Source organism: Gilliamella sp. BG3 (assembly GCF_046635605.1).
Classification (GTDB): Bacteria; Pseudomonadota; Gammaproteobacteria; order Enterobacterales; family Orbaceae; genus Gilliamella; species Gilliamella bombi.
This window is the reverse complement of record NZ_JBIDFE010000005.1, coordinates 45,107-63,471: the sequence shown is the minus strand read 5'-3', so window position 1 is coordinate 63,471 and position 18,365 is coordinate 45,107. Positions and strand designations below refer to the sequence as shown.

The 18,365-nt window shown below is 33.1% G+C and carries 17 protein-coding genes and 1 pseudogene; 9 read left to right on the top strand and 9 right to left on the bottom strand.

Annotation, left to right across the window (positions count from 1 at the left end):
• Positions 1-85: 85 nt before the first annotated feature.
• The gene (locus tag ACGH6S_RS03695) at positions 86-397 is read left to right on the top strand and encodes a ComEA family DNA-binding protein (RefSeq protein WP_065590344.1); all 312 of its coding nucleotides are present in this window, start codon (positions 86-88) and stop codon (positions 395-397) included.
• Between the two features lie 43 nt (positions 398-440).
• Here the strand turns inward: ACGH6S_RS03695 and priA are convergent, their stop codons facing one another.
• Positions 441-2,609 (bottom strand): primosomal protein N', encoded by a 2,169-nt coding sequence (gene priA, locus ACGH6S_RS03690; RefSeq protein WP_174798756.1) that lies wholly within the window; start codon positions 2,607-2,609, stop codon positions 441-443.
• Positions 2,610-2,811: 202 nt separating this feature from the next.
• On the opposite strand from priA, the gene moaC reads away from it, so the two are divergent.
• From moaC to frdD, 8 genes are all read left to right on the top strand, one after another.
• Entirely contained in the window at positions 2,812-3,297 is a 486-nt protein-coding gene (gene moaC / locus ACGH6S_RS03685; protein ID WP_065590346.1) for a cyclic pyranopterin monophosphate synthase MoaC, read from the top strand.
• 10 nt (positions 3,298-3,307) lie between these two features.
• A complete protein-coding gene (moaD, locus tag ACGH6S_RS03680) occupies positions 3,308-3,553 on the top strand; it encodes a molybdopterin synthase sulfur carrier subunit (RefSeq protein ID WP_065590347.1) in 246 nt (81 codons plus the stop codon).
• Positions 3,554-3,557: 4 nt separating this feature from the next.
• The gene (gene moaE / locus ACGH6S_RS03675) at positions 3,558-4,001 is read left to right on the top strand and encodes a molybdopterin synthase catalytic subunit MoaE (RefSeq protein ID WP_065590348.1); all 444 of its coding nucleotides are present in this window, start codon (positions 3,558-3,560) and stop codon (positions 3,999-4,001) included.
• 60 nt (positions 4,002-4,061) lie between these two features.
• Positions 4,062-4,760: a Bax inhibitor-1/YccA family protein gene (locus tag ACGH6S_RS03670; RefSeq protein WP_411578338.1), complete on the top strand. Its 699-nt coding sequence runs from the start codon at positions 4,062-4,064 to the stop codon at positions 4,758-4,760.
• Between the two features lie 170 nt (positions 4,761-4,930).
• Positions 4,931-6,778 carry a sulfatase-like hydrolase/transferase gene (locus ACGH6S_RS03665; RefSeq protein ID WP_411578339.1) on the top strand — a complete coding sequence of 616 codons (1,848 nt, stop codon included), beginning with the start codon at positions 4,931-4,933 and terminating at the stop codon, positions 6,776-6,778.
• Between the two features lie 572 nt (positions 6,779-7,350).
• Complete coding sequence (locus tag ACGH6S_RS03660; RefSeq protein WP_065590373.1) at positions 7,351-7,701, top strand: hypothetical protein; 351 nt, start codon at positions 7,351-7,353, stop codon at positions 7,699-7,701.
• Between the two features lie 272 nt (positions 7,702-7,973).
• Complete coding sequence (locus tag ACGH6S_RS03655; protein ID WP_411578340.1) at positions 7,974-8,369, top strand: hypothetical protein; 396 nt, start codon at positions 7,974-7,976, stop codon at positions 8,367-8,369.
• A 14-nt stretch (positions 8,370-8,383) separates the two neighbouring features.
• The gene (frdD, locus tag ACGH6S_RS03650) at positions 8,384-8,740 is read left to right on the top strand and encodes a fumarate reductase subunit FrdD (RefSeq protein ID WP_065560802.1); all 357 of its coding nucleotides are present in this window, start codon (positions 8,384-8,386) and stop codon (positions 8,738-8,740) included.
• Between the two features lie 83 nt (positions 8,741-8,823).
• Here frdD and ACGH6S_RS03645 read toward each other — a convergent pair whose 3' ends face one another.
• The 8 genes and pseudogenes from ACGH6S_RS03645 to ACGH6S_RS03610 form a co-directional block, all read right to left on the bottom strand.
• Complete coding sequence (locus ACGH6S_RS03645) at positions 8,824-9,687, bottom strand: hypothetical protein (RefSeq protein ID WP_411578341.1); 864 nt, start codon at positions 9,685-9,687, stop codon at positions 8,824-8,826.
• A gap of 247 nt (positions 9,688-9,934) precedes the next feature.
• A pseudogene (gene yejF, locus ACGH6S_RS03640) lies at positions 9,935-11,518 on the bottom strand (microcin C ABC transporter ATP-binding protein YejF); the annotation flags it as partial.
• Positions 11,518-12,546, bottom strand: coding sequence for an ABC transporter permease (locus ACGH6S_RS03635; RefSeq protein ID WP_411578342.1), 1,029 nt, complete (start codon positions 12,544-12,546; stop codon positions 11,518-11,520). The pseudogene yejF and the gene ACGH6S_RS03635, both read right to left, overlap by 1 nt.
• Positions 12,546-13,634 carry a microcin C ABC transporter permease YejB gene (locus ACGH6S_RS03630; RefSeq protein WP_411578343.1) on the bottom strand — a complete coding sequence of 363 codons (1,089 nt, stop codon included), beginning with the start codon at positions 13,632-13,634 and terminating at the stop codon, positions 12,546-12,548. Before ACGH6S_RS03630 ends, ACGH6S_RS03635 begins: the two co-directional genes overlap by 1 nt.
• 1 nt (position 13,635) lies before the next feature.
• Entirely contained in the window at positions 13,636-15,606 is a 1,971-nt protein-coding gene (locus ACGH6S_RS03625) for an extracellular solute-binding protein (RefSeq protein ID WP_411578344.1), read from the bottom strand.
• A gap of 427 nt (positions 15,607-16,033) precedes the next feature.
• Positions 16,034-16,234 (bottom strand): helix-hairpin-helix domain-containing protein, encoded by a 201-nt coding sequence (locus ACGH6S_RS03620; RefSeq protein ID WP_194240433.1) that lies wholly within the window; start codon positions 16,232-16,234, stop codon positions 16,034-16,036.
• Between the two features lie 211 nt (positions 16,235-16,445).
• A complete protein-coding gene (locus ACGH6S_RS03615; protein ID WP_411578345.1) occupies positions 16,446-16,883 on the bottom strand; it encodes a PTS sugar transporter subunit IIA in 438 nt (145 codons plus the stop codon).
• A gap of 56 nt (positions 16,884-16,939) precedes the next feature.
• Positions 16,940-18,355 carry a PTS fructose transporter subunit IIC gene (locus tag ACGH6S_RS03610; protein WP_411578346.1) on the bottom strand — a complete coding sequence of 472 codons (1,416 nt, stop codon included), beginning with the start codon at positions 18,353-18,355 and terminating at the stop codon, positions 16,940-16,942.
• Between the last annotated feature and the right edge of the window lie 10 nt (positions 18,356-18,365).

Here is an 18,365-nt window from a genome sequence, read left to right as displayed (position 1 = left end):
ATTATTAATGAAATTTTTTTATTTGATGAAGTGAGATAGTTATAAAGCAAATTTAATTGCGTAACTATTTTATGAGGTTAATCAAATGAAAGTATTTTCACTATTATGTATTATATTATCAAGTTTTATTTTTTCGAACATAAGCTTTGCTAATTCGGTTCCAGAAACACCAACTTCCGTTAAACAAGAACAAAAACAAGTTGCTCAAGTAAATATCAATACTGCAACAGCAGAAGAATTATCAAAAGTATTAACTGGGATTGGGGCAAGTAAAGCTCAGAAGATAATAGAATACCGAGAAAAGTTTGGTCCTTTTGTTTCAGTTGAGCAGCTAAAGGAAGTTTCAGGTATTGGACAGGCAACATTGGATAAAAATGCTGGTAAAATAATATTATAATTTATTATCTCCACTAATTAGTATTGGTGGAGATAATATCACTTTAATTATCAATGGGATCGACATCAATACTCCATCTTACTTTTGATGTTTCACTCCATTTTCCTATTACGATTAATAGTTGATCCAAAATTTTCTGTAATTGTTGTCTACTTGTATGTTGAAGTAGTAATTGCCAACGATGATATCCTGCTTTTTTCGGTTGACTTGCAGGCATTGGCCCCAACTGCCATAAAGTATTATTACTATGTTCTTTTAGCCAATCATGCACATGTTGTAAGAATGCTGGAGCGTAATGATTGTTACGATCAGCTGCACGAATTAATGTTTGGTAACTAAACGGAGGTAATTGTGTATGTTGCCGTTCTTGTAACGTTAATTTAGCAAATTTTTCATAACCTTGAGTTAGTAAAATATTGAGTAAAGGGTGATCTGGATGATATGTTTGTAAAATAACTTGTCCAGCTTTAGTTTCACGACCTGCTCTTCCTGATACTTGAGTATAAATTTGTGCAAATCGCTCAGTTGCCCTAAAATCACTTGAGAATAATGCCCCATCAACATCGACAATTCCAACTAAAGTTACATCCGGGAAATGATGCCCTTTAGCTAAAATTTGCGTGCCAACTAAAATGTGTGCGCCACCTTGTTGAATACTTTGTAAATAGTTATCTAATGCGCCTTTTTTATTCACTGTGTCTCGATCAATGCGGCTAATTTTAATATTAGGAAAGAGGATTTCAAGTTGTTGTTCAAGTTGTTCTGTTCCAAATCCAATAGGCATTAAATGAGTTGATCCACATTTTGGGCATTGTTTAGGAATCGTCCTCGGTGTATCACAATAATGACATATAAGTTTGTGTTGTTTTTGATGTAGTGTATAAGGTCTATCACAGCGAGGACATTCAGCAATCCATCCACAGTCATGGCATATTAACAATGGTGAAAAGCCTCGGCGATTTAAAAATAGCATTACCTGATTATTATTAGATAAATGTTTTTTTATTTGTTCAATTAATGGTTGAGATAAACCTGCAGTAAGTACTAACCCACGCAGATCCAAAATTGACTGTTTGGCTAGCATTGCATTACCGGCTCTTTCGGTTAATTGTAATAAATGGTATTTGTGATTTTGTACATTATTGAGTGTTTCAAGCGACGGTGTTGCGGAGCCTAAAACAATTGGAACATTGTTAAATTTTGCTCGAATAATTGCTAAATCTCGGGCATTATAACGCCAACCTTCTTGTTGTTTATAGGAACTATCATGCTCTTCATCAATAATAATCATTCCTAAGTCTTTAAAAGGAGTAAAAAGTGATGAGCGAGTGCCAACAACAATAGCATTTTCACCATGTTTACTTCTTAGCCAAACAGTGAGTCTTTGTTTATCCGTTAATCCTGAGTGCAAAATATCAATTGGCGCATTAAAGCGTTTTTTGAAACGTCCAATTGTTTGTGGTGTTAACCCAATTTCTGGAACTAGTACTAATGCTTGCTTACCTGTAGCTAATATATTAGATAGTATATTTAAATATACTTCTGTTTTACCCGATCCAGTCACTCCTTCTAATAAAAATACTTCAAATTGATGATTTTTGTTGTTGATTGTTTCTATAGCATAGGTCTGTTCTTTATTTAGCTGAATTGAACTAGTATTTGTTGAAAAATTGGTTTGCCATTGAATATTATCGGATTGGCAGTTTACTTGTTCTATAAGATTTTTTTTCTGTAATTCTTGATAGATAGTACTACTTACTTCATTTTCAGAAGGGGTATTATTTCTGAATGATGATAATAATAATTTTTGTTTCGGAGTCCGTGATAATGATTTTAAATCAATATTTTTACCCAATTGAGTTAATTGCCATCGTTTGGTGTCTTCCTTGATTGCTTTTCGCCCTTGTCGTAATAAAACAGGTATAGAATGAAAAAGAACTTCGCCAATAGGATAATGGTAATAACTAGCAGCCCAGTTTAACAACCGCCAAATAGAAGGTGTAAAAACAGGTTCAGTATCAATAACAGTTGTAATCGTTTTTAAGCTTTCAATATCAAATTCGGTTTTTTCGTCAATACTAACAATAATTCCTATTGCGTCACGTTTACCAAAAGGAACTTTAACCCGCATTCCAACTTGAGCTGGTTTAGTTAATTGATAATCAAATATTTGGTAAAGTGGTACAGGTAAGGCTATATGAGCGATAAGCATTAAAAAATCACAGATATTATAATTTATATAAAGCTATATTGTACGCAGTTTTTACATAACCCGCAAAAGTTATAAAAACAATCTAGTTTTTATTCATCTAGATTTATTACATTAATAACCTTAAAAGGATTAGTAGTAACTATTAATAAAATTTGCTATCTTGGTAAAAATTGATAATTAATAAAATAGTAGGGATTAAAGGATGAGTGAATCATTTTCGCACATTAATCAGCGAGGTGAAGCCTGTATGGTTGATGTCTCAGAAAAACTAATAACAACACGCGAAGCAAGAGCTGAGTCATTAGTCTTAATGAATGCTGAAACATTGAAGATGATTATTGAGGGTAAACATCATAAAGGCGATGTTTTTGCAACAGCAAGAATTGCAGGGATTCAAGCTGCTAAAAAGACTTGGGAGCTTATTCCGCTTTGTCATCCACTTTTTTTGAGTAAAATTGAAATTAACATAGAAGTAGATCAAATAAAAAATTGTGTCCGAGTTCAATCGCTTTGTCGATTGAATGGGCAAACAGGTGTTGAAATGGAAGCAATGGTTGCCGCATCTATTGCAGCATTAACCATTTACGACATGTGCAAAGCGGTTCAAAAAGATATGGTGATTTCTCAAGTAAGATTGTTGACGAAAAGTGGTGGTAGGTCAGGGGAGTTTATTGCTCAAAAGGTTTAATAGATAGAAAATGAATAAAGTTATTTTTTTCGCTCAAATTAGAGAATTAGTTGGGACTGAGAGTGTTATGTTAGATGCTAATCAACTTCCAGTTTCCTATCTTATCGATCAGTTAAGTGAACGTGGTGAACAATGGTTTTTGGCATTTAAGGAAAACTCTGTTTTATGCGCTGTAAATCAAACGTTGGTTGATTTTGATTATATTGTGAAAGAAGGCGATGAAATCGCTTTCTTTCCTCCTGTAACAGGTGGATAATATTATGGATCTTATCAAGGTTAGTGAGCAGCCGATTGATATTAATAAGTTAAACGATTGGCTTTCACAATTACCACAAGATGGTGCTGTTGTCTCTTTTATGGGCAAAGTTCGTAGTAATGAAAAACAAACGATAAGCTTATTTTTAGAACATTATGCAGGAATGACAGAGAAGGTCTTGGCTAATATCATAGCCCAAGCTAGAGAGCGGTGGCAATTAAGTCGAGTTGCGGTAATTCATCGAGTAGGTGAAATTAGCGCAAATGAAAAGATTGTTTTTGTGGGAGCAAGTAGCGCACATCGTTCAGATGCGTTTGCAGCAGTAGAGTTCATTATGGATGTATTAAAGAACGAAGCGCCTTTTTGGAAAAAAGAACGAACGCCCCAAGGCGAAACTTGGGTTGAAGCAAAAAAAACAGATAAAGAAGCTTTGAGAAAATGGTATTAGTATTTATTTAGTATATAATGATATTAAGTTATGTCATTCTTTTTTAACGAGAGGTAATTAATGAGAAATTATTCACCTAATGGTTCGATTATTGAACAATCTAGTAATCGCGTGCAAACATACATGAGTCATGTTTATGGTTGGATGACCGTCGGATTACTATTAACAGCTCTGGTTGCTTGGTTTGCATCCAATAACTATCAGCTTTTGAACGTTTTATATCAAGGTATGTGGGTATTGCTTATTGCTGAATTTGCTTTAGTTTTTGCCATTTCTGGATTGATTAATCGTCTCTCTGGAGCTGTTGCGACAACATTATTCATGCTTTATTCGGTTTTAAATGGTTGCACATTTTCGATTTATTTTATTGTTTATACTTCATCATCAATAGCAAGTGTATTTTTTATTACTGCTGGAATGTTTGCAGCTTTGGCTCTTTATGGTTATACCACTAAACGTGATTTGTCTGGTTTTGGACGCTTTTTATTTATGGGATTAGTAGGTGTTGTAATTGCTTCGCTCGTTAATATCTTCATGCAAAGCCAGCCATTAATGTGGGCTATTACGTATATTGGTGTATTTGTTTTTGCTGGATTAACAGCTTATGATACACAAAAACTGAAAGAGTTAGGCGATCAATTATCGCAGGATGATCCTAATATGTTTAGGCGATTTGTTATTTTAGGTGCACTAACCCTTTATCTTGATTTTATTAACTTATTCATTATGTTGTTAAGAATTTTTGCAGATCGTCGATAACTGTATTTCATTCAACTAAAAGGGCTCTAAATTGAGCCTTTTTTATTAAAATTTTATTAGAATCGTATTTTTTTAGTGCTAGTTTGTTAAAAAGTTTCAGGAAAGACTATGTTTCAATATAAAATACAGTAAAATTCTTATTATAATGAATTAATAACTTACTTAACACTATGAAAAAATTATACTATTTTGCCTTAATTAATCTATTTATTTCATCAATACTATCAATTCGTTTTTTTCTTGTCCCCGAGGCATCATTTAATTGGCCGAGTGTGGCATTTTCAATATTTGCTGTATTGGGGCATTTTTTCTCGGCTTATTTATTACTTTTGGTTGTTTGTATACCTCTTTTATGGTTTAAACAAGCTATTCGCAATATTATTTTAGCTGCAATATTTAGCTTTATTCAAATTGGATTATATATCGATACTATTGTATTTCAACAGTATCGATTTCACGTAAATCAATCTGTCTTATCCATGGTTTTGTCTGGACAGGTTGTCGATTTTTCGATAATTACCTATTTTTTAATGTTTACGCTTATTGTTGTTGTATTTTGCACCGAGCATTTTATTCTTTACTTGCTCAATAACAAATTAACTTCATTGCATAAAAATTCAAGAATTGTTTTATTATCAACAATATTTCTTTTTAGTTCATTTTTAATTAGTCATGTTGTGCACATGATTGCATTTTATTATGCTTATTCGCCTCTTATGGTAGTGAAAGAATATATTCCACTTTATCGACCATTTACGTCAAAAAGAATCATGAATTTTTTTGATGAAAAAGGGCAACAAAAAGCCGTGTTGTATAACAAAGATAATAGTAATGCTAGTGTTGATTACCCCAAAAATCCTTTAGTGATTAATCCAGAAAATAAAAAAACTAAAAATATTATGTTTATTGTTTTGGATTCTTGGCGATATGATACGTTTAGTGAAGAAATTTCGCCTAATACATTTCGTTTTGTTAAGCAGAATAATGGGGTCATTTTTGATAACCATTATTCAACTGGTAATGCAACACGTACAGGTATTTTTGGTTTGTTTTATGGTATTCCTGGTACTTATTGGGATTCATTTTTACGAAATAGTGTTCCTTCACTCTTTATCACAACACTACAGAAAGAAAACTATAATATTGGGATTTTTACGTCAGCTAAAGTGACTGCTCCAGAATTTGATCGAACAGCCTTTGTTACCATTAAAAATTTAAGAATTAGTAGTAAAGATGGTTCGGCATCTAATCGAGATAAACAAATTACTGATGATTGGCTTGCATGGTATAAACTACGAGATACATCTAGACCGACATTTTCTTTTTTATTCTATGATGCTCCTCATGCTTATGACTTTCCTGACGATTTTTCGGTGAAATTCAAACCTATTGGTGATCTTAATTATATGACATTGAGTAATGACACCGATCCTTTGCCTATTTTTAATCGTTACAAACAAAGTGTTTATTATGATGATTATTTACTACAAAATATTTATGATGAGCTTGTAGAATCAGGTTCGTTAGATAATACAATATTGATTATTACAGGTGATCATGCTCAAGAGATGAATGATAATAAATTAGGATTTTGGGGGCATAATGGTAATTACACAGATGCACAAACAAAGGTGCCTTTTATTATTATTGGTGGTAAAGAATTAGAGAGCCTTAAAAATAATAGTACAAAAATAACAAGCCATGAAGATGTCGTTCCTACCTTAATGAAACATTATTTATATGTGAAAAATGATATAAGTGATTATTCGACAGGTTATGATTTATTTAATCCTATAACTGACCGTAACTGGCTTTTGATGTCTAATTATAGTTCTTATGCGGTGAGAACATCTGATAATATTTATCTTGTTAATCGATTAGGTATTAGTCATTATATGGATTTACATAATCGTGAAGTTGATGAAGTGCCAAATTATCAATATATTCAAGAAGCAATGAATCATATGCGTTATTTTTCTCAATCAGGAAAAAATAGCTTAATAAATAAAAACAATTAATTATTAATATTAAGTTGATAATACGGTTAAATTATATAAAGCAATTTCAGGTGAAACATCTTATGATGTTTTTAGAGGATTATTTCAATCATGAAGTGTGAATAGCTCAATTCTTTTTTACAAATAATTGATAAAAATTTGGATATATAATTGATTTTATTGTTTTCATTTGTGTTAATAAAGATCCTATATATCAATAAAACAGAGATCACATTAATGTTGTTTTTGGCGTACTTTTGTTTAGCATATGATATATTAAAACTCTTTATGATTTGCTTTTAGAATAACGACATAGAGCAAATTAACACTTATGACAATAAAGTAACAATAATTGCCTTGATACCACTAAAACCGATGTAAAGGCCCTTTTATAATTTCATTAATTTGCATTATAAAAATACCTTGTTAAAATAAACCCGAAGCAAATTAAAGCATTATTCAAAAACGATATAATATTATTATTTTTAATTTATAAAAATATGGCTGGTTTGTATGATTCTGGAATTTAAAAATTATAAAAATGATCTCTTAAATCAAAGTACAATAAAAGATAAATATTAAGAATGGGTTTTATGGCTAATTTTCTAAAAAAAACATTTGGGGCATTAACTCTAGGTTATTTGATACGACAATATCTATTTTGTTTAATATTTGTTGTACCGCTTTTTTGTTTAATCATATTTAAGTTTAAAAATCCTGAAAGTATATATTTAGGTGTATGTATTTTAATACAATGGGGATTATATCCATATTCTAGATTTGTTTATGAAGGTGTTGTGAATTACATAGTTGGGGATAATTTATTTATTGTACGAACAGAATTGTTCTTAATAGTAAAAATATGGACAATGGCGCTGTGTTTTGGTTTTGCTTGGTTACTTGCTCCACTAGGTTTATTATATTTATATTTTCGATCGCCTTAGTTAGATGGATTTACCTTGCTATGCATTATTAAAAATATAAGTAATATAGCAATGATAATTCTGATACTTACTTTATATTGGGCTTTCTTTTTTATCCAAGCATGACTACTCACTAAAATTAGACGTACTTTTTTATAGTATTGCTGTATTAAAAGGTTATATTATGAATTGTTATAAGTTAGCAAGATAAAGCAGATTAACACTTGTAATAACCAAGTAAAAAACTACCAAACTATTACTAGCATAAAACACAATGCTACCAAGAGAGATTTATGAATCAACAAAATACCAATAATTGCCTTGATACGACTCAAACCGATGTAAAACGCTCTTTTATAATTTCAATTATGCATAAATTAGTTCCTTTTTCGATGATTTGGGTAAGTTTAGTTTTAATGTATGGCGTAATATGTATGTACACTAACACTGTTGGACAAGATGAGTTTTACCGTTTTATCTTCTTTTTACGTAGCCCTTTTGTTGTGGTGCTTAATTGTATTGCATTATTTATTAGTGTTTACCATTCAATAGTTTGGTTTAATTTAATACCCAAAGCTTTACCTTGCACAATATTTAATAAAAAATCTAACGCATTATTACTGATTGCGGGACTGTGGATGGTGATGCTAACTGTTTCGATTTTTTTATTTTTATTTGTATTGAAGTGAGTGGTATTGAATTAATGAAAAATCAACAAATTCAAGTTAAAAATACTGATGGAAAAGTCATAAAAGGATTATTTGCTTTAGGCGGTACATGGGCTGCAATTTTTTTACCAGTTGTGCTTGTCATTTTGGCATTTATTATTCCTTTTGGCGATGCAATAACACGTTCTTATATTCTTAAAATAGCCAATAAAGAAATTGGTAAAGTTTTTTTATTTTTGATGATTTCATTACCTATCTGGTGTGGATTACAACAAATTTTATCCATTTTACACGAGCGTAAAATCTATCCTAAACGTGAAAAATTACTGACGTTTGGATTAGCATTAGCATGGACATTACATGCTATTTATATATTGTTTATTCGAATGTAAGAGATATTTTTTTGAATTGTAAGAACAACGGCAAAAATACACAAAACGTTATCAATCAAATCACGTTTTGTGTATTTTAAAGACTAATAATAAGTAAGTTTGCGGGTAATAGTTGTCTGTTTACCACCGTTATTATTTTTAATTTTAATTGCTGTTAGCCAATCGTTTTTTTCATTAAAGGTTGAAAAATTAGTTACATAATGAGCCGCTTCTTTGCCTGATGACAAATAAGTAGCTTCAATGGTTGTTAATCGATGATGACCATTATCATATTGATACGAAAAATCACTCTCATTTCTCATATTATTACTAAATTGATACAACACTTTGGTTAGCTGTTGCTCTTGATATCCAAATGTATAAATTGAAGCCCCTTTTTGTTCTTTACCTGTGTAGTTACCATTCTCATCAGTTTCTTTAAGTAGCCATTGTACATTTTTATTGATAAGACAATTATTACTGTCGTATACATAATTATCTGTTTCAAAAAAGACAAAATCGGTAGCTTTTTTAGTTTGCTGTGATACGACAATTTTGCCTTGTTCATCGGTATTAAATTGGATAATGCTGTTAGTTTTATCTTCTACATCTTCAATGATATTTTCCCAACCAGATTTATTTTTCTGTAGGTGTTCCGAGTAAATACGGGTATTTTTATCTGAATAAAGATCATAATGGCTTTGTGTGATAAGTCCGTTAGAAGCATATTCTAGTTCGTGCTTAGCTGTAGAGCTGTTAGCATCCGCTCCCAATTTGGTAGTTGAAGTCCGAATCTCTTGTTTAATATTTCTTACTGGTGAGTCAATATAATCGAGGATTTGAAAGATATAGTTATTTGCCTCAACTATATTCTGAATAGGATTATCACTACAGGTTATCGCCATGGCATTTATTGGAATTATTGATAAGCAAGGGGTTAATAAAAAAGGTAGTATTCGTTTTTGCATAATAAACCTGCTAAATAGATTGATATATTGACTTATTAACAATGGTTTATATTATAAACCATTGTTAAATTATTGCGTTGCATATTTATTTTCTACGCATTAACAAGGCATCTTCCCAACTGACCTCTCTATCTTTTTTCTTATCTCGCTGTAGATCTTGTTGAGATTCATCCTTATGAGTAAATTGCTCTGTTTTGTCAATTTTATCTTTATGTATCATAGTGTTACTTTTCTTTCGAGGTGGCTTATCTAAAAATGAAAGTAATGCTTTTGTATATTCATCTTCAGGAGAATAGAAGATCTTCTCACGTGAGCCTTGCTCAATAATACTACCATCTTTCATAACAACCACTTGGTGACACATAGTGTAAACCAACGCTAAATCATGGCTAATAAACAAATAACTAAGCTGATGCTTTTCTTGCAATGATTTCAGTAAATTAATAATTTGTTTTTGAATAGTATGATCCAACGATGAAGTAGGTTCGTCTAAAATCAATAATTCAGGCTGTAAAATTAAAGCTCTAGCAATAGCTATTCGTTGACGTTGCCCTCCAGAAAACTCGATCGGATAGCGATAACGCATATCTGGATCAAGCCCAACTTCTTGCATAATATCGATTACTGCTTGTTCACGCTGAACTTTGTTTAATTTTTTATGAGTCATTAATCCTTCACTAATAATTTGCTCAACATTGAGGCGAGGATTAAGCGAAGAGAACGGATCTTGAAATACTACTTGGATACGGCTTCGAAATGGTAATAATTTTTTACCAGTCAAATTTTGTATCGGATGGCTGTCAAATACAATTTTGCCCTGTGATTTAATCAATCGTAAAATAGCTAGTGCTGTAGTGCTTTTACCCGATCCTGACTCACCTACAATGCCAACCGTTTCACCTTGGTGTACAGCAAACCCAATATTGTTGATAATTTTCTTCTTTTGGCTGCTAAATAAACGTTTTTTGGTAATGACTTCAACATTAAGGTGATTAACATTAAGTAATATTCCAGGTGAATCGGGCAATGGTACAGGTTCACCTTTTGGCTCTGAATTCAATAGTGTTTGAGTATATTCATGCTGTGGACGTAAAAAGACACGCTGTTTATTATTGTATTCAATAATTTGGCCCTGTTGCATAACAGCCACTTTATCAGCAAGCTTTTTAACAATACCAAGGTTATGCGAAATAAAAAGCATACTCATATTGAGTTCTTTCTTTAACTCTTTTAGTAACTGAATAATTTGTGCCTGTACAGATACATCTAGTGCTGTTGTCGGTTCGTCAGCAATAAGTAACTTTGGATGCGTTAATATTGCCATAGCAATCATTACTCGCTGCCTTTCGCCACCAGATAGTTGATGAGGATAAGCTGATAATTTACTTTTTGGTTCCTTAATGCCTACACGATCAAGGTATTGTAAAATTTCGCCACGAGCTTGATTACGCTTCATTCCTCGATGTAATGCCAGCACTTCATAAAGTTGCTTTTCAACTGTATGTAGAGGATTTAATGACACCATCGGTTCTTGGAAGATCATGCTAATTTCATTGCCACGAACTTTACGAAGTTCTTTATCTGGCGCATGTAATAATGATTTTCCTTCAAACAAAATATCACCAGTAGGGTATACCACTTGTTCTTTACGTAGTAGTCGTAAAATTGATAATGCGGTAATGCTTTTCCCTGAGCCTGACTCTCCCACTAAAGCAAGTGTTTCTTGCTCATTAATATCAAAACTAACATTACTTACTACTTGCGATAGTAAATGCGTACCACGTTTAAATGCAACACTTAAATCCTGAATGGATAATAAAGGAGAACTCATTAATACACTCCTTTGTTTGGATCAAATGCATCTCTTACTGCTTCACCAATAAAAATAAGCAGTGACAGTAAAGTTGCAATAACTAAAAATGAACTGATGCCAAGCCAAGGAGCTTGTAGATTGTTTTTACCTTGTAGTAATAATCGTCCTAGTGATGGCGAATCAATCGGTAAACCAAAACCTAAAAAATCTAGCGCTGTTAGTGTTGTTATCGAGCCACAAAGTATAAAAGGTAAAAAGGTTAATGTTGCCACCATGGCATTAGGCAAGATATGACGAAACATAATTTTAGTATCACTAACTCCCATTGCTTTAGCTGCACGAATATAATCAAAATTGCGAGTACGCAAAAATTCAGTACGCACAACACCTACTAAAGCCATCCAACCAAATAATACGGTAATACCTAATAACCACCAAAAATTAAGCGGTAAAATACTGGCTAACAGAATAATAACAAATAGCTCTGGTAACCCACTCCATATTTCTATGAAACGTTGACCGATTAGATCAATTTTACCTCCATAATAGCCTTGTATAGCCCCAAAAATGACACCAATAATTGAAGTGAGAATCGTCAAGAAAATCGCAAAAAACATAGATATGCGAAAACCGTATAAAATATTGGCTAATACATCGAAACCTGCATCGGTGGTGCCTAACCAATGTGATGCCGAAGGCGGCGTTGGAAACGTGTTGGATGTATCATAAATTAATGTATTGTAGCTATAACGAAATGGCGCCCATAAAATCCAGCCATTAGCTTCTATTTTATTTTGTACAGCAGGATCAAGAAAGTTGGTTTGCGTGGCTAATTGTCCACCAAATTCCGTTTCTGGATAAAAATGAAAAATCGGCGAATAGTAATTATCCTGATATTTAATAAAAATTGGTCTATCGTTAACAATAAAATCAGCAAATAAGCTAATCACAAAACAGATCATAAATAACCAAAGTGAATAATAACCACGACGATTCTGTTTAAATCGTTGCCAACGCTGTTGATTAATAGAGTAATGGGTGGTCATTAGTTGCGAGCCTCAAAGTCAATACGTGGGTCAATCATCATATAAGATAAATCAGATAATAATTTAGTAATAAGGCTGATTAATGTAAAAATATACAATGAACCAAAAATCACTGGGTAATCACGTTGTATAATTGCCTCATATCCCAATAGCCCAAGTCCATTAAGCGAAAAGATAATTTCAATCAATAATGAACCAGTAAATAAAATACCAACAAAAGCTGCAGGAAAGCCCGATACAATCAGTAATGTTGCATTGCGAAAAACATGTTTATATAAAATTTTTCTTTCACTTAATCCTTTAGCACGTGCGGTTATTACATATTGTTTGCGGATTTCATCTAAAAATGAATTTTTAGTTAGCATGGTGAGTGATGCAAAACCGCCAATGACCATTGCAATAGTGGGTAAACAGATATGCCATGCGTAGTCTTTTATTTTGCCCCAAAAATCGAGTTGATCAAAATGGTTCGATATTAGCCCTCGTAGAGGAAAAATATCCCAATAACTACCGCCAGCAAATAATACAATAAATAAAACTGCCAATAAAAAAGCAGGTATCGCATAGCCAATAATAATTAATGTACTTGACCAAAAATCAAATGCAGAACCATCCTTCATTGCTTTGCGAATGCCTAACGGGATTGAAATGAGATAAACAATCAAAGTACTCCATAATCCTAATGAAATTGAAACAGGTAAACTTTTGGCAATTAAACCTAGTACCGATTCACTTTTAAAAAAACTATTACCAAAATCAAATAATATATATTTCTTTAGTGTTTCGATATAACGTTCAAATATCGGTTTATCAAAGCCGTACTGCTTTTCTATCATTGCGACAACTTGGGGATCAAGACCGCGTGAACCGCGATAATTTGATTCATTTTTATATTGCTGCACTGGCGTAGATGAGCCACCACTCCCAGGCAATAGCCCTTGCCCTGCTTGCGGTCCGTTTTCAATCATAGCAAGCGCCTGATCAACGGGTCCACCTGGCGCAACTTGTACAATAAAAAAGTTGATAGTTAAAATCACAAACAATGTTGGAATAATCAGCAACAGTCGACGAATAAGGTAATTGATCATATTAATGTTCCCGATTTTTAGGTAGGCTAGCTGCTTTGTTTGCATCATACCACCAACTATCAACTCCGATTGCATAAGTAGGTTGTATAGCTGGTTGCCCAAATTTATTCCAGTATGCATAATACGTTTTACTGTTATACCACATTGGAATCATTGGATATTCTTGCGTTAAAATCCGATCAAGCGCTCGTCCTAGCGGGACTAACTCTTCTTGATTATCCACATGTTTGGTGATTTCAGCAATAATGGCATCAATAGCCTTATTATGCAAACCCGAAGCATTCCATGATGAGTTAAGATACTCGCTTCCCCAAAGCAATAGCAAATTAGAGCTTGGGTAATTTACGGCATAATAATCACGTGCAACCATATCATAATCACGTTCACGAACACGTCGTAATTGTTGTGCTGAATCTAGCAAGGTAATATTCATGGTGATCCCCAAACGTGCTAAATTTTGTTGAAAGGGAATGGCATATTTAATATCACTACCGAGGTAACTGATCAGTTCAAATTCAAATGGTTGCTGTGTTTTAGTGTTAATCAGCTTACCGTCTTTAACTTCCCAGCCCGCTTGTTTTAATAATTCTGCTGCCTTTAATAAATTATCACGATTAAAGCCCTGACCATCACTTTTTGGCACATAATAGGCATTGCCGAAAGCACGCTTTGGAATAATATCTTTATAAGCATTAAGCCATTTTAATTCTTGCTCACTAGGTGTGCCGATTGCGGCATAAATGGTATTTTCGAAGAAACTATAAGGTCTTTTGTAACTGTCATAATAAAAGGCATGATTTAGCCATTCAAAATCAAATGCCAAGGTAATGGCTTCACGAACTTTAATATCTTTAAATAGGTCTTTTTGTAAATTAAACGCAAGCCATCTAGTGTCGGTAGCTGTTTGAACTGGTTTTTCTTGTTTAATAATATGGTTAGAATCAAAATATCTACCTTGATATTGAGTAAACCAGTTTTTAGGTTGATCTTCAGCACGCAAATCATATTCGCCAGCTTTAAAGGCTTCTAGCGAAACGTTATCATCCATATAATAATCAATACGTTTTTCGTCAAAATTATCTAAGCCTTTATTAATAGGTAAATTACGTGCCCAATAATTCGGATTACGTCGATAAACAACATATTGCCCTAATTTATATTCGCTAATGTAGTATGGACCACTACCAACTGGTGGTGTAGTTAGTGGTTCAGAAAGATCATGATCTTTCCAAAAATGTTTCGGCATAACTCGCATACTACCAACGAATGAAAAGAGTTTTTCCCGATCGGAATCGGGAATATCAACACGCACATGGTGATCATCTATTGCCTTAACTGTAATGCCTTTATTATAAACACGATACTGAGGCACGCCTTCGGTCATAAATTTGTGAAAGGTAAACTCAACATCATGGGCAGTTATTGGTTTCTCATCTTGAAAACGAGCGTTGGAATTAATAGTAACCTCAGCCCAACGATAACTATCAGAATAAGTTATTGATGTCGCAATAAGTGGATAAAAACTAGTAATATCATCAGCCGTATTGGTAAAAAGCGTGTCATATAACGCTCCCGAATTTCGCTCAGGTGCTCCACGGCTAGCATAGCGATTCAAATTATCAAAAGAGCCAACTTCAGCCAGTTTAATTACTCCACCTTTAGGTGCATTAGGATTTACATAATCAACATGTTGAAAGTCAACATGATACTTTGGTTGACCTGAAAGTGAAAAGATGGTTTTGTGGTAAATTACCTCACGTTTTTCAGTAGGAATAACGATATCAATTTGTTTATCCTGAGATGATTGAACAGGAATATTAACATCGATTTCTTCCTCAGTTTGAGGTGAAATTGTTTGCGGTAAAATTTGTTGTTCTTCATCGGCAAAAGCAGGTGCAGAACAAATGGCTATACCACTTAGGCAACTCAAGATGAATAATATTTTTGTAGGTTGTTTAATTCGACTAATCATCCTAATTCCGTTCCTGCTTTTATTTAACAATAACATGTTTATATTACTTTTTATTTATTATTAACAAATTCAAATCATTTAAGACAATCATCATCGCCTAGCTAGGGTGTCTATTTTGCCAAACTTCAACTAAATGAGCAAAAACTAATTAATAAAGTTTATATAAAATGATAATGTTAGCGAAAAGCATACCGTTATTTTTAGATTAAACAAGCTATATTGAATCAATTATACATTTTATATTTTTCAATATGATTAACTATGCCTTACATAAATTGGGATATATTGACAGCTATCTTTTTGTGAAAAAGTTTCAGGTAACTATACGTTTCAGTATAAATATCTTGAAAATAGATAAGAAATCAAAAAAACGATTATCATTGTTCAATTGAAAAGTTGGATGTACTTACCACTCATAAAAGAAATATTACGTATTGTTGGCTAAACTCAAAATATGATTTATTACCGTTTTTGCTTGATGACTGTTTTTCCAACAAGTTGAACCTGATAATAACGTACTTTTGTTAAGAATTTCATCTAAACTAGCATTACGCAATTTATCGAAAGAATCGAAGTGCATATCTTCAAGTCTTTCAATAATTTTGGCATCCACGAATTTAAGCTCCATCAACTGCTGTCGTTCTGTTTCTGAAAAGGCAATATTATTCCCATTACGTTATATTAAATATGCTTTTAAAATAATGTATTTTTGTAGCTTTTTTAAGTAGGCGCCTATTAATATTTTATAGGCATAATGCTTTGTTATTAATAGATTTTATTGAGATTATATTATAACAACATTTTTATGCCTTTTCTTTTTATTACAAACTCAAGATCTTTTAATTACCTTGAAGAATTGCTAATAAATCCTCCGAAGTTTTAACTGCGTGAATTCGTGTTAGCGTATCTTCAGCAATTACAGCTCGGGTTAGTTGACGTAAAATATCTAAATGTTCATTGGCTTTTGCAGCAATACCAATGACAACATAAGCTATATTATTATCTTCGTCCCAATTGATTCCTTCAGGATAATATATGATTTTGATTCCAGTTTGGATAACGCTATCACGTTTTTCCGTTGTGCCGTGTGGAATGGCGATTCCGTTACCTAAAAAAGTCGAAATTTGTTTATCACGATCAAACATTGCTTGGGTATAGTCATCTTTGACTAACTTAGCTTGGATCATCTTTTCTGATACATCTTTAATTGCTTCTTTTTTAGAATAGGATCCAGTTACGATTGAAATATCATGTACTGTCAAATTTAATGTGCTCATTTCTATTCCTTACTAAAATGAATATACCGAAATAAATCGGTATATTTCTTGATTGATTAAACTGATTTTTGGGCAACTAATTGTCGATTTTGATGAATACGTACTAAACCTAATAAAATAGCGCCAACTAGTGCTCCTACAAAGATACAGCCTACCCATAAAAATGGTTTATTAACCAATGGCAGAACTAAAAATCCTCCATGTGGCGCTGGAACTTGAATTTGACATATGAATGTCAATACTGATGCAATTGCAGAAGATAACATCATAATTGGAATTACTCGCAAAGGATCCTTAGCCGCAAATGGGATTGCACCTTCTGTAATGTGTGTCGAACCTAAAACATAGTTAACAAGTCCAGCAGCACGTTCTTCTTCTGTGAAAGCTTTGCTGCGGAAAATAGTGGTAGAGAATGCAATAACAAAGGGTGGTACTATACAAGCAGCAGACACACCTGCCATGAAATAGAAATTTCCTTCACCTAACAACATAGTGCCAGTAACATACGCTGCTTTATTAACAGGACCACCAAAGTCAAACGAACACATTGCTCCAATAACAATACCGAGTAAAACAGGATTTGCAGATTGTAATGATTCAAGGAAAGATTTCATTCCATTATTAATACTTGCAATTGGACCACCAAGTAAAAACATACCTGTACCGATAACAAATACACCAATTAATGGCATAATAAAAATCGATTTAAGTCCTTCAAATGAACGAGGTAATCCATCTAACATTTTTTTGACATAAAGCATTAAATAGCCTGCTGCAAAGCCAGCTATAATTCCGCCTAAGAATCCTGCACCAGTAATGTTGGCAATTAAGCCACCAACAAAACCAGCCACCATACCAGGTTTTCCACCTATTGAATAGGCAATAAATCCAGTAAAGATTGGTACCATTATGCCAAATGCTTGCCCACCTATTTTCATTAACAATGCAGCAAATTCATTATATTGGGCATTATTAGGGTCGGCTGAATAGATTCCCCATAAAAATGATAAAGCAATTAGTACTCCACCAGCGACAACAAATGGTAGCATGTTTGACACACCACTCATTAAGTGCTTATAGATTTGGCGTCCAATCGATTCTTTTACTTCTACTTGGTTTGATGAAACTGTGTTATTAGTGCTATTTTGGGCGCCTTTACGAACAGGAACTGTACCTGACATAATTTTTTCGATTAGTGCTGCAGCCTTATGGATACCGTCTTTAACCGGTACTTCAATCACGGGTAAACCATTAAAGCGATCTGGATTGACATCTTTATCTGCTGCAATAACAACGCCAATTGCATTGACAATATCAGCATCAGTAATGGCGTTATCAATACCACCTGCACCATTGGTTTCCACTTTTATTTCGACTCCAGCCTTTTGGGCCGCTGATTTTAAGGCCTCTTCAGCCATATAAGTATGCGCGATACCGGTTGGGCAGCCTGTAACGGCTAATATTTTTTTCATAACAATCTCC

Excerpts from the sequence above, each read along its gene's own strand:
- ACGH6S_RS03645 (WP_411578341.1), bottom strand. The coding sequence starts at position 9,687 with ATGCAAAAACGAATACTACCTTTTTTATTAACCCCTTGCTTATCAATA.
- moaC (WP_065590346.1), top strand. The coding sequence starts at position 2,812 with ATGAGTGAATCATTTTCGCACATTAATCAGCGAGGTGAAGCCTGTATG.
- ACGH6S_RS03665 (WP_411578339.1), top strand. The coding sequence starts at position 4,931 with ATGAAAAAATTATACTATTTTGCCTTAATTAATCTATTTATTTCATCA.
- ACGH6S_RS03660 (WP_065590373.1), top strand. The coding sequence starts at position 7,351 with ATGGCTAATTTTCTAAAAAAAACATTTGGGGCATTAACTCTAGGTTAT.
- moaD (WP_065590347.1), top strand. The coding sequence starts at position 3,308 with ATGAATAAAGTTATTTTTTTCGCTCAAATTAGAGAATTAGTTGGGACT.
- ACGH6S_RS03630 (WP_411578343.1), bottom strand. The coding sequence starts at position 13,634 with ATGATCAATTACCTTATTCGTCGACTGTTGCTGATTATTCCAACATTG.
- ACGH6S_RS03655 (WP_411578340.1), top strand. The coding sequence starts at position 7,974 with ATGAATCAACAAAATACCAATAATTGCCTTGATACGACTCAAACCGAT.
- frdD (WP_065560802.1), top strand. The coding sequence starts at position 8,384 with ATGAAAAATCAACAAATTCAAGTTAAAAATACTGATGGAAAAGTCATA.
- ACGH6S_RS03635 (WP_411578342.1), bottom strand. The coding sequence starts at position 12,546 with ATGACCACCCATTACTCTATTAATCAACAGCGTTGGCAACGATTTAAA.
- ACGH6S_RS03670 (WP_411578338.1), top strand. The coding sequence starts at position 4,062 with ATGAGAAATTATTCACCTAATGGTTCGATTATTGAACAATCTAGTAAT.
- ACGH6S_RS03620 (WP_194240433.1), bottom strand. The coding sequence starts at position 16,234 with ATGGAGCTTAAATTCGTGGATGCCAAAATTATTGAAAGACTTGAAGAT.
- moaE (WP_065590348.1), top strand. The coding sequence starts at position 3,558 with ATGGATCTTATCAAGGTTAGTGAGCAGCCGATTGATATTAATAAGTTA.
- ACGH6S_RS03695 (WP_065590344.1), top strand. The coding sequence starts at position 86 with ATGAAAGTATTTTCACTATTATGTATTATATTATCAAGTTTTATTTTT.
- ACGH6S_RS03615 (WP_411578345.1), bottom strand. The coding sequence starts at position 16,883 with ATGAGCACATTAAATTTGACAGTACATGATATTTCAATCGTAACTGGA.
- priA (WP_174798756.1), bottom strand. The coding sequence starts at position 2,609 with ATGCTTATCGCTCATATAGCCTTACCTGTACCACTTTACCAAATATTT.
- ACGH6S_RS03610 (WP_411578346.1), bottom strand. The coding sequence starts at position 18,355 with ATGAAAAAAATATTAGCCGTTACAGGCTGCCCAACCGGTATCGCGCAT.
- ACGH6S_RS03625 (WP_411578344.1), bottom strand. The coding sequence starts at position 15,606 with ATGATTAGTCGAATTAAACAACCTACAAAAATATTATTCATCTTGAGT.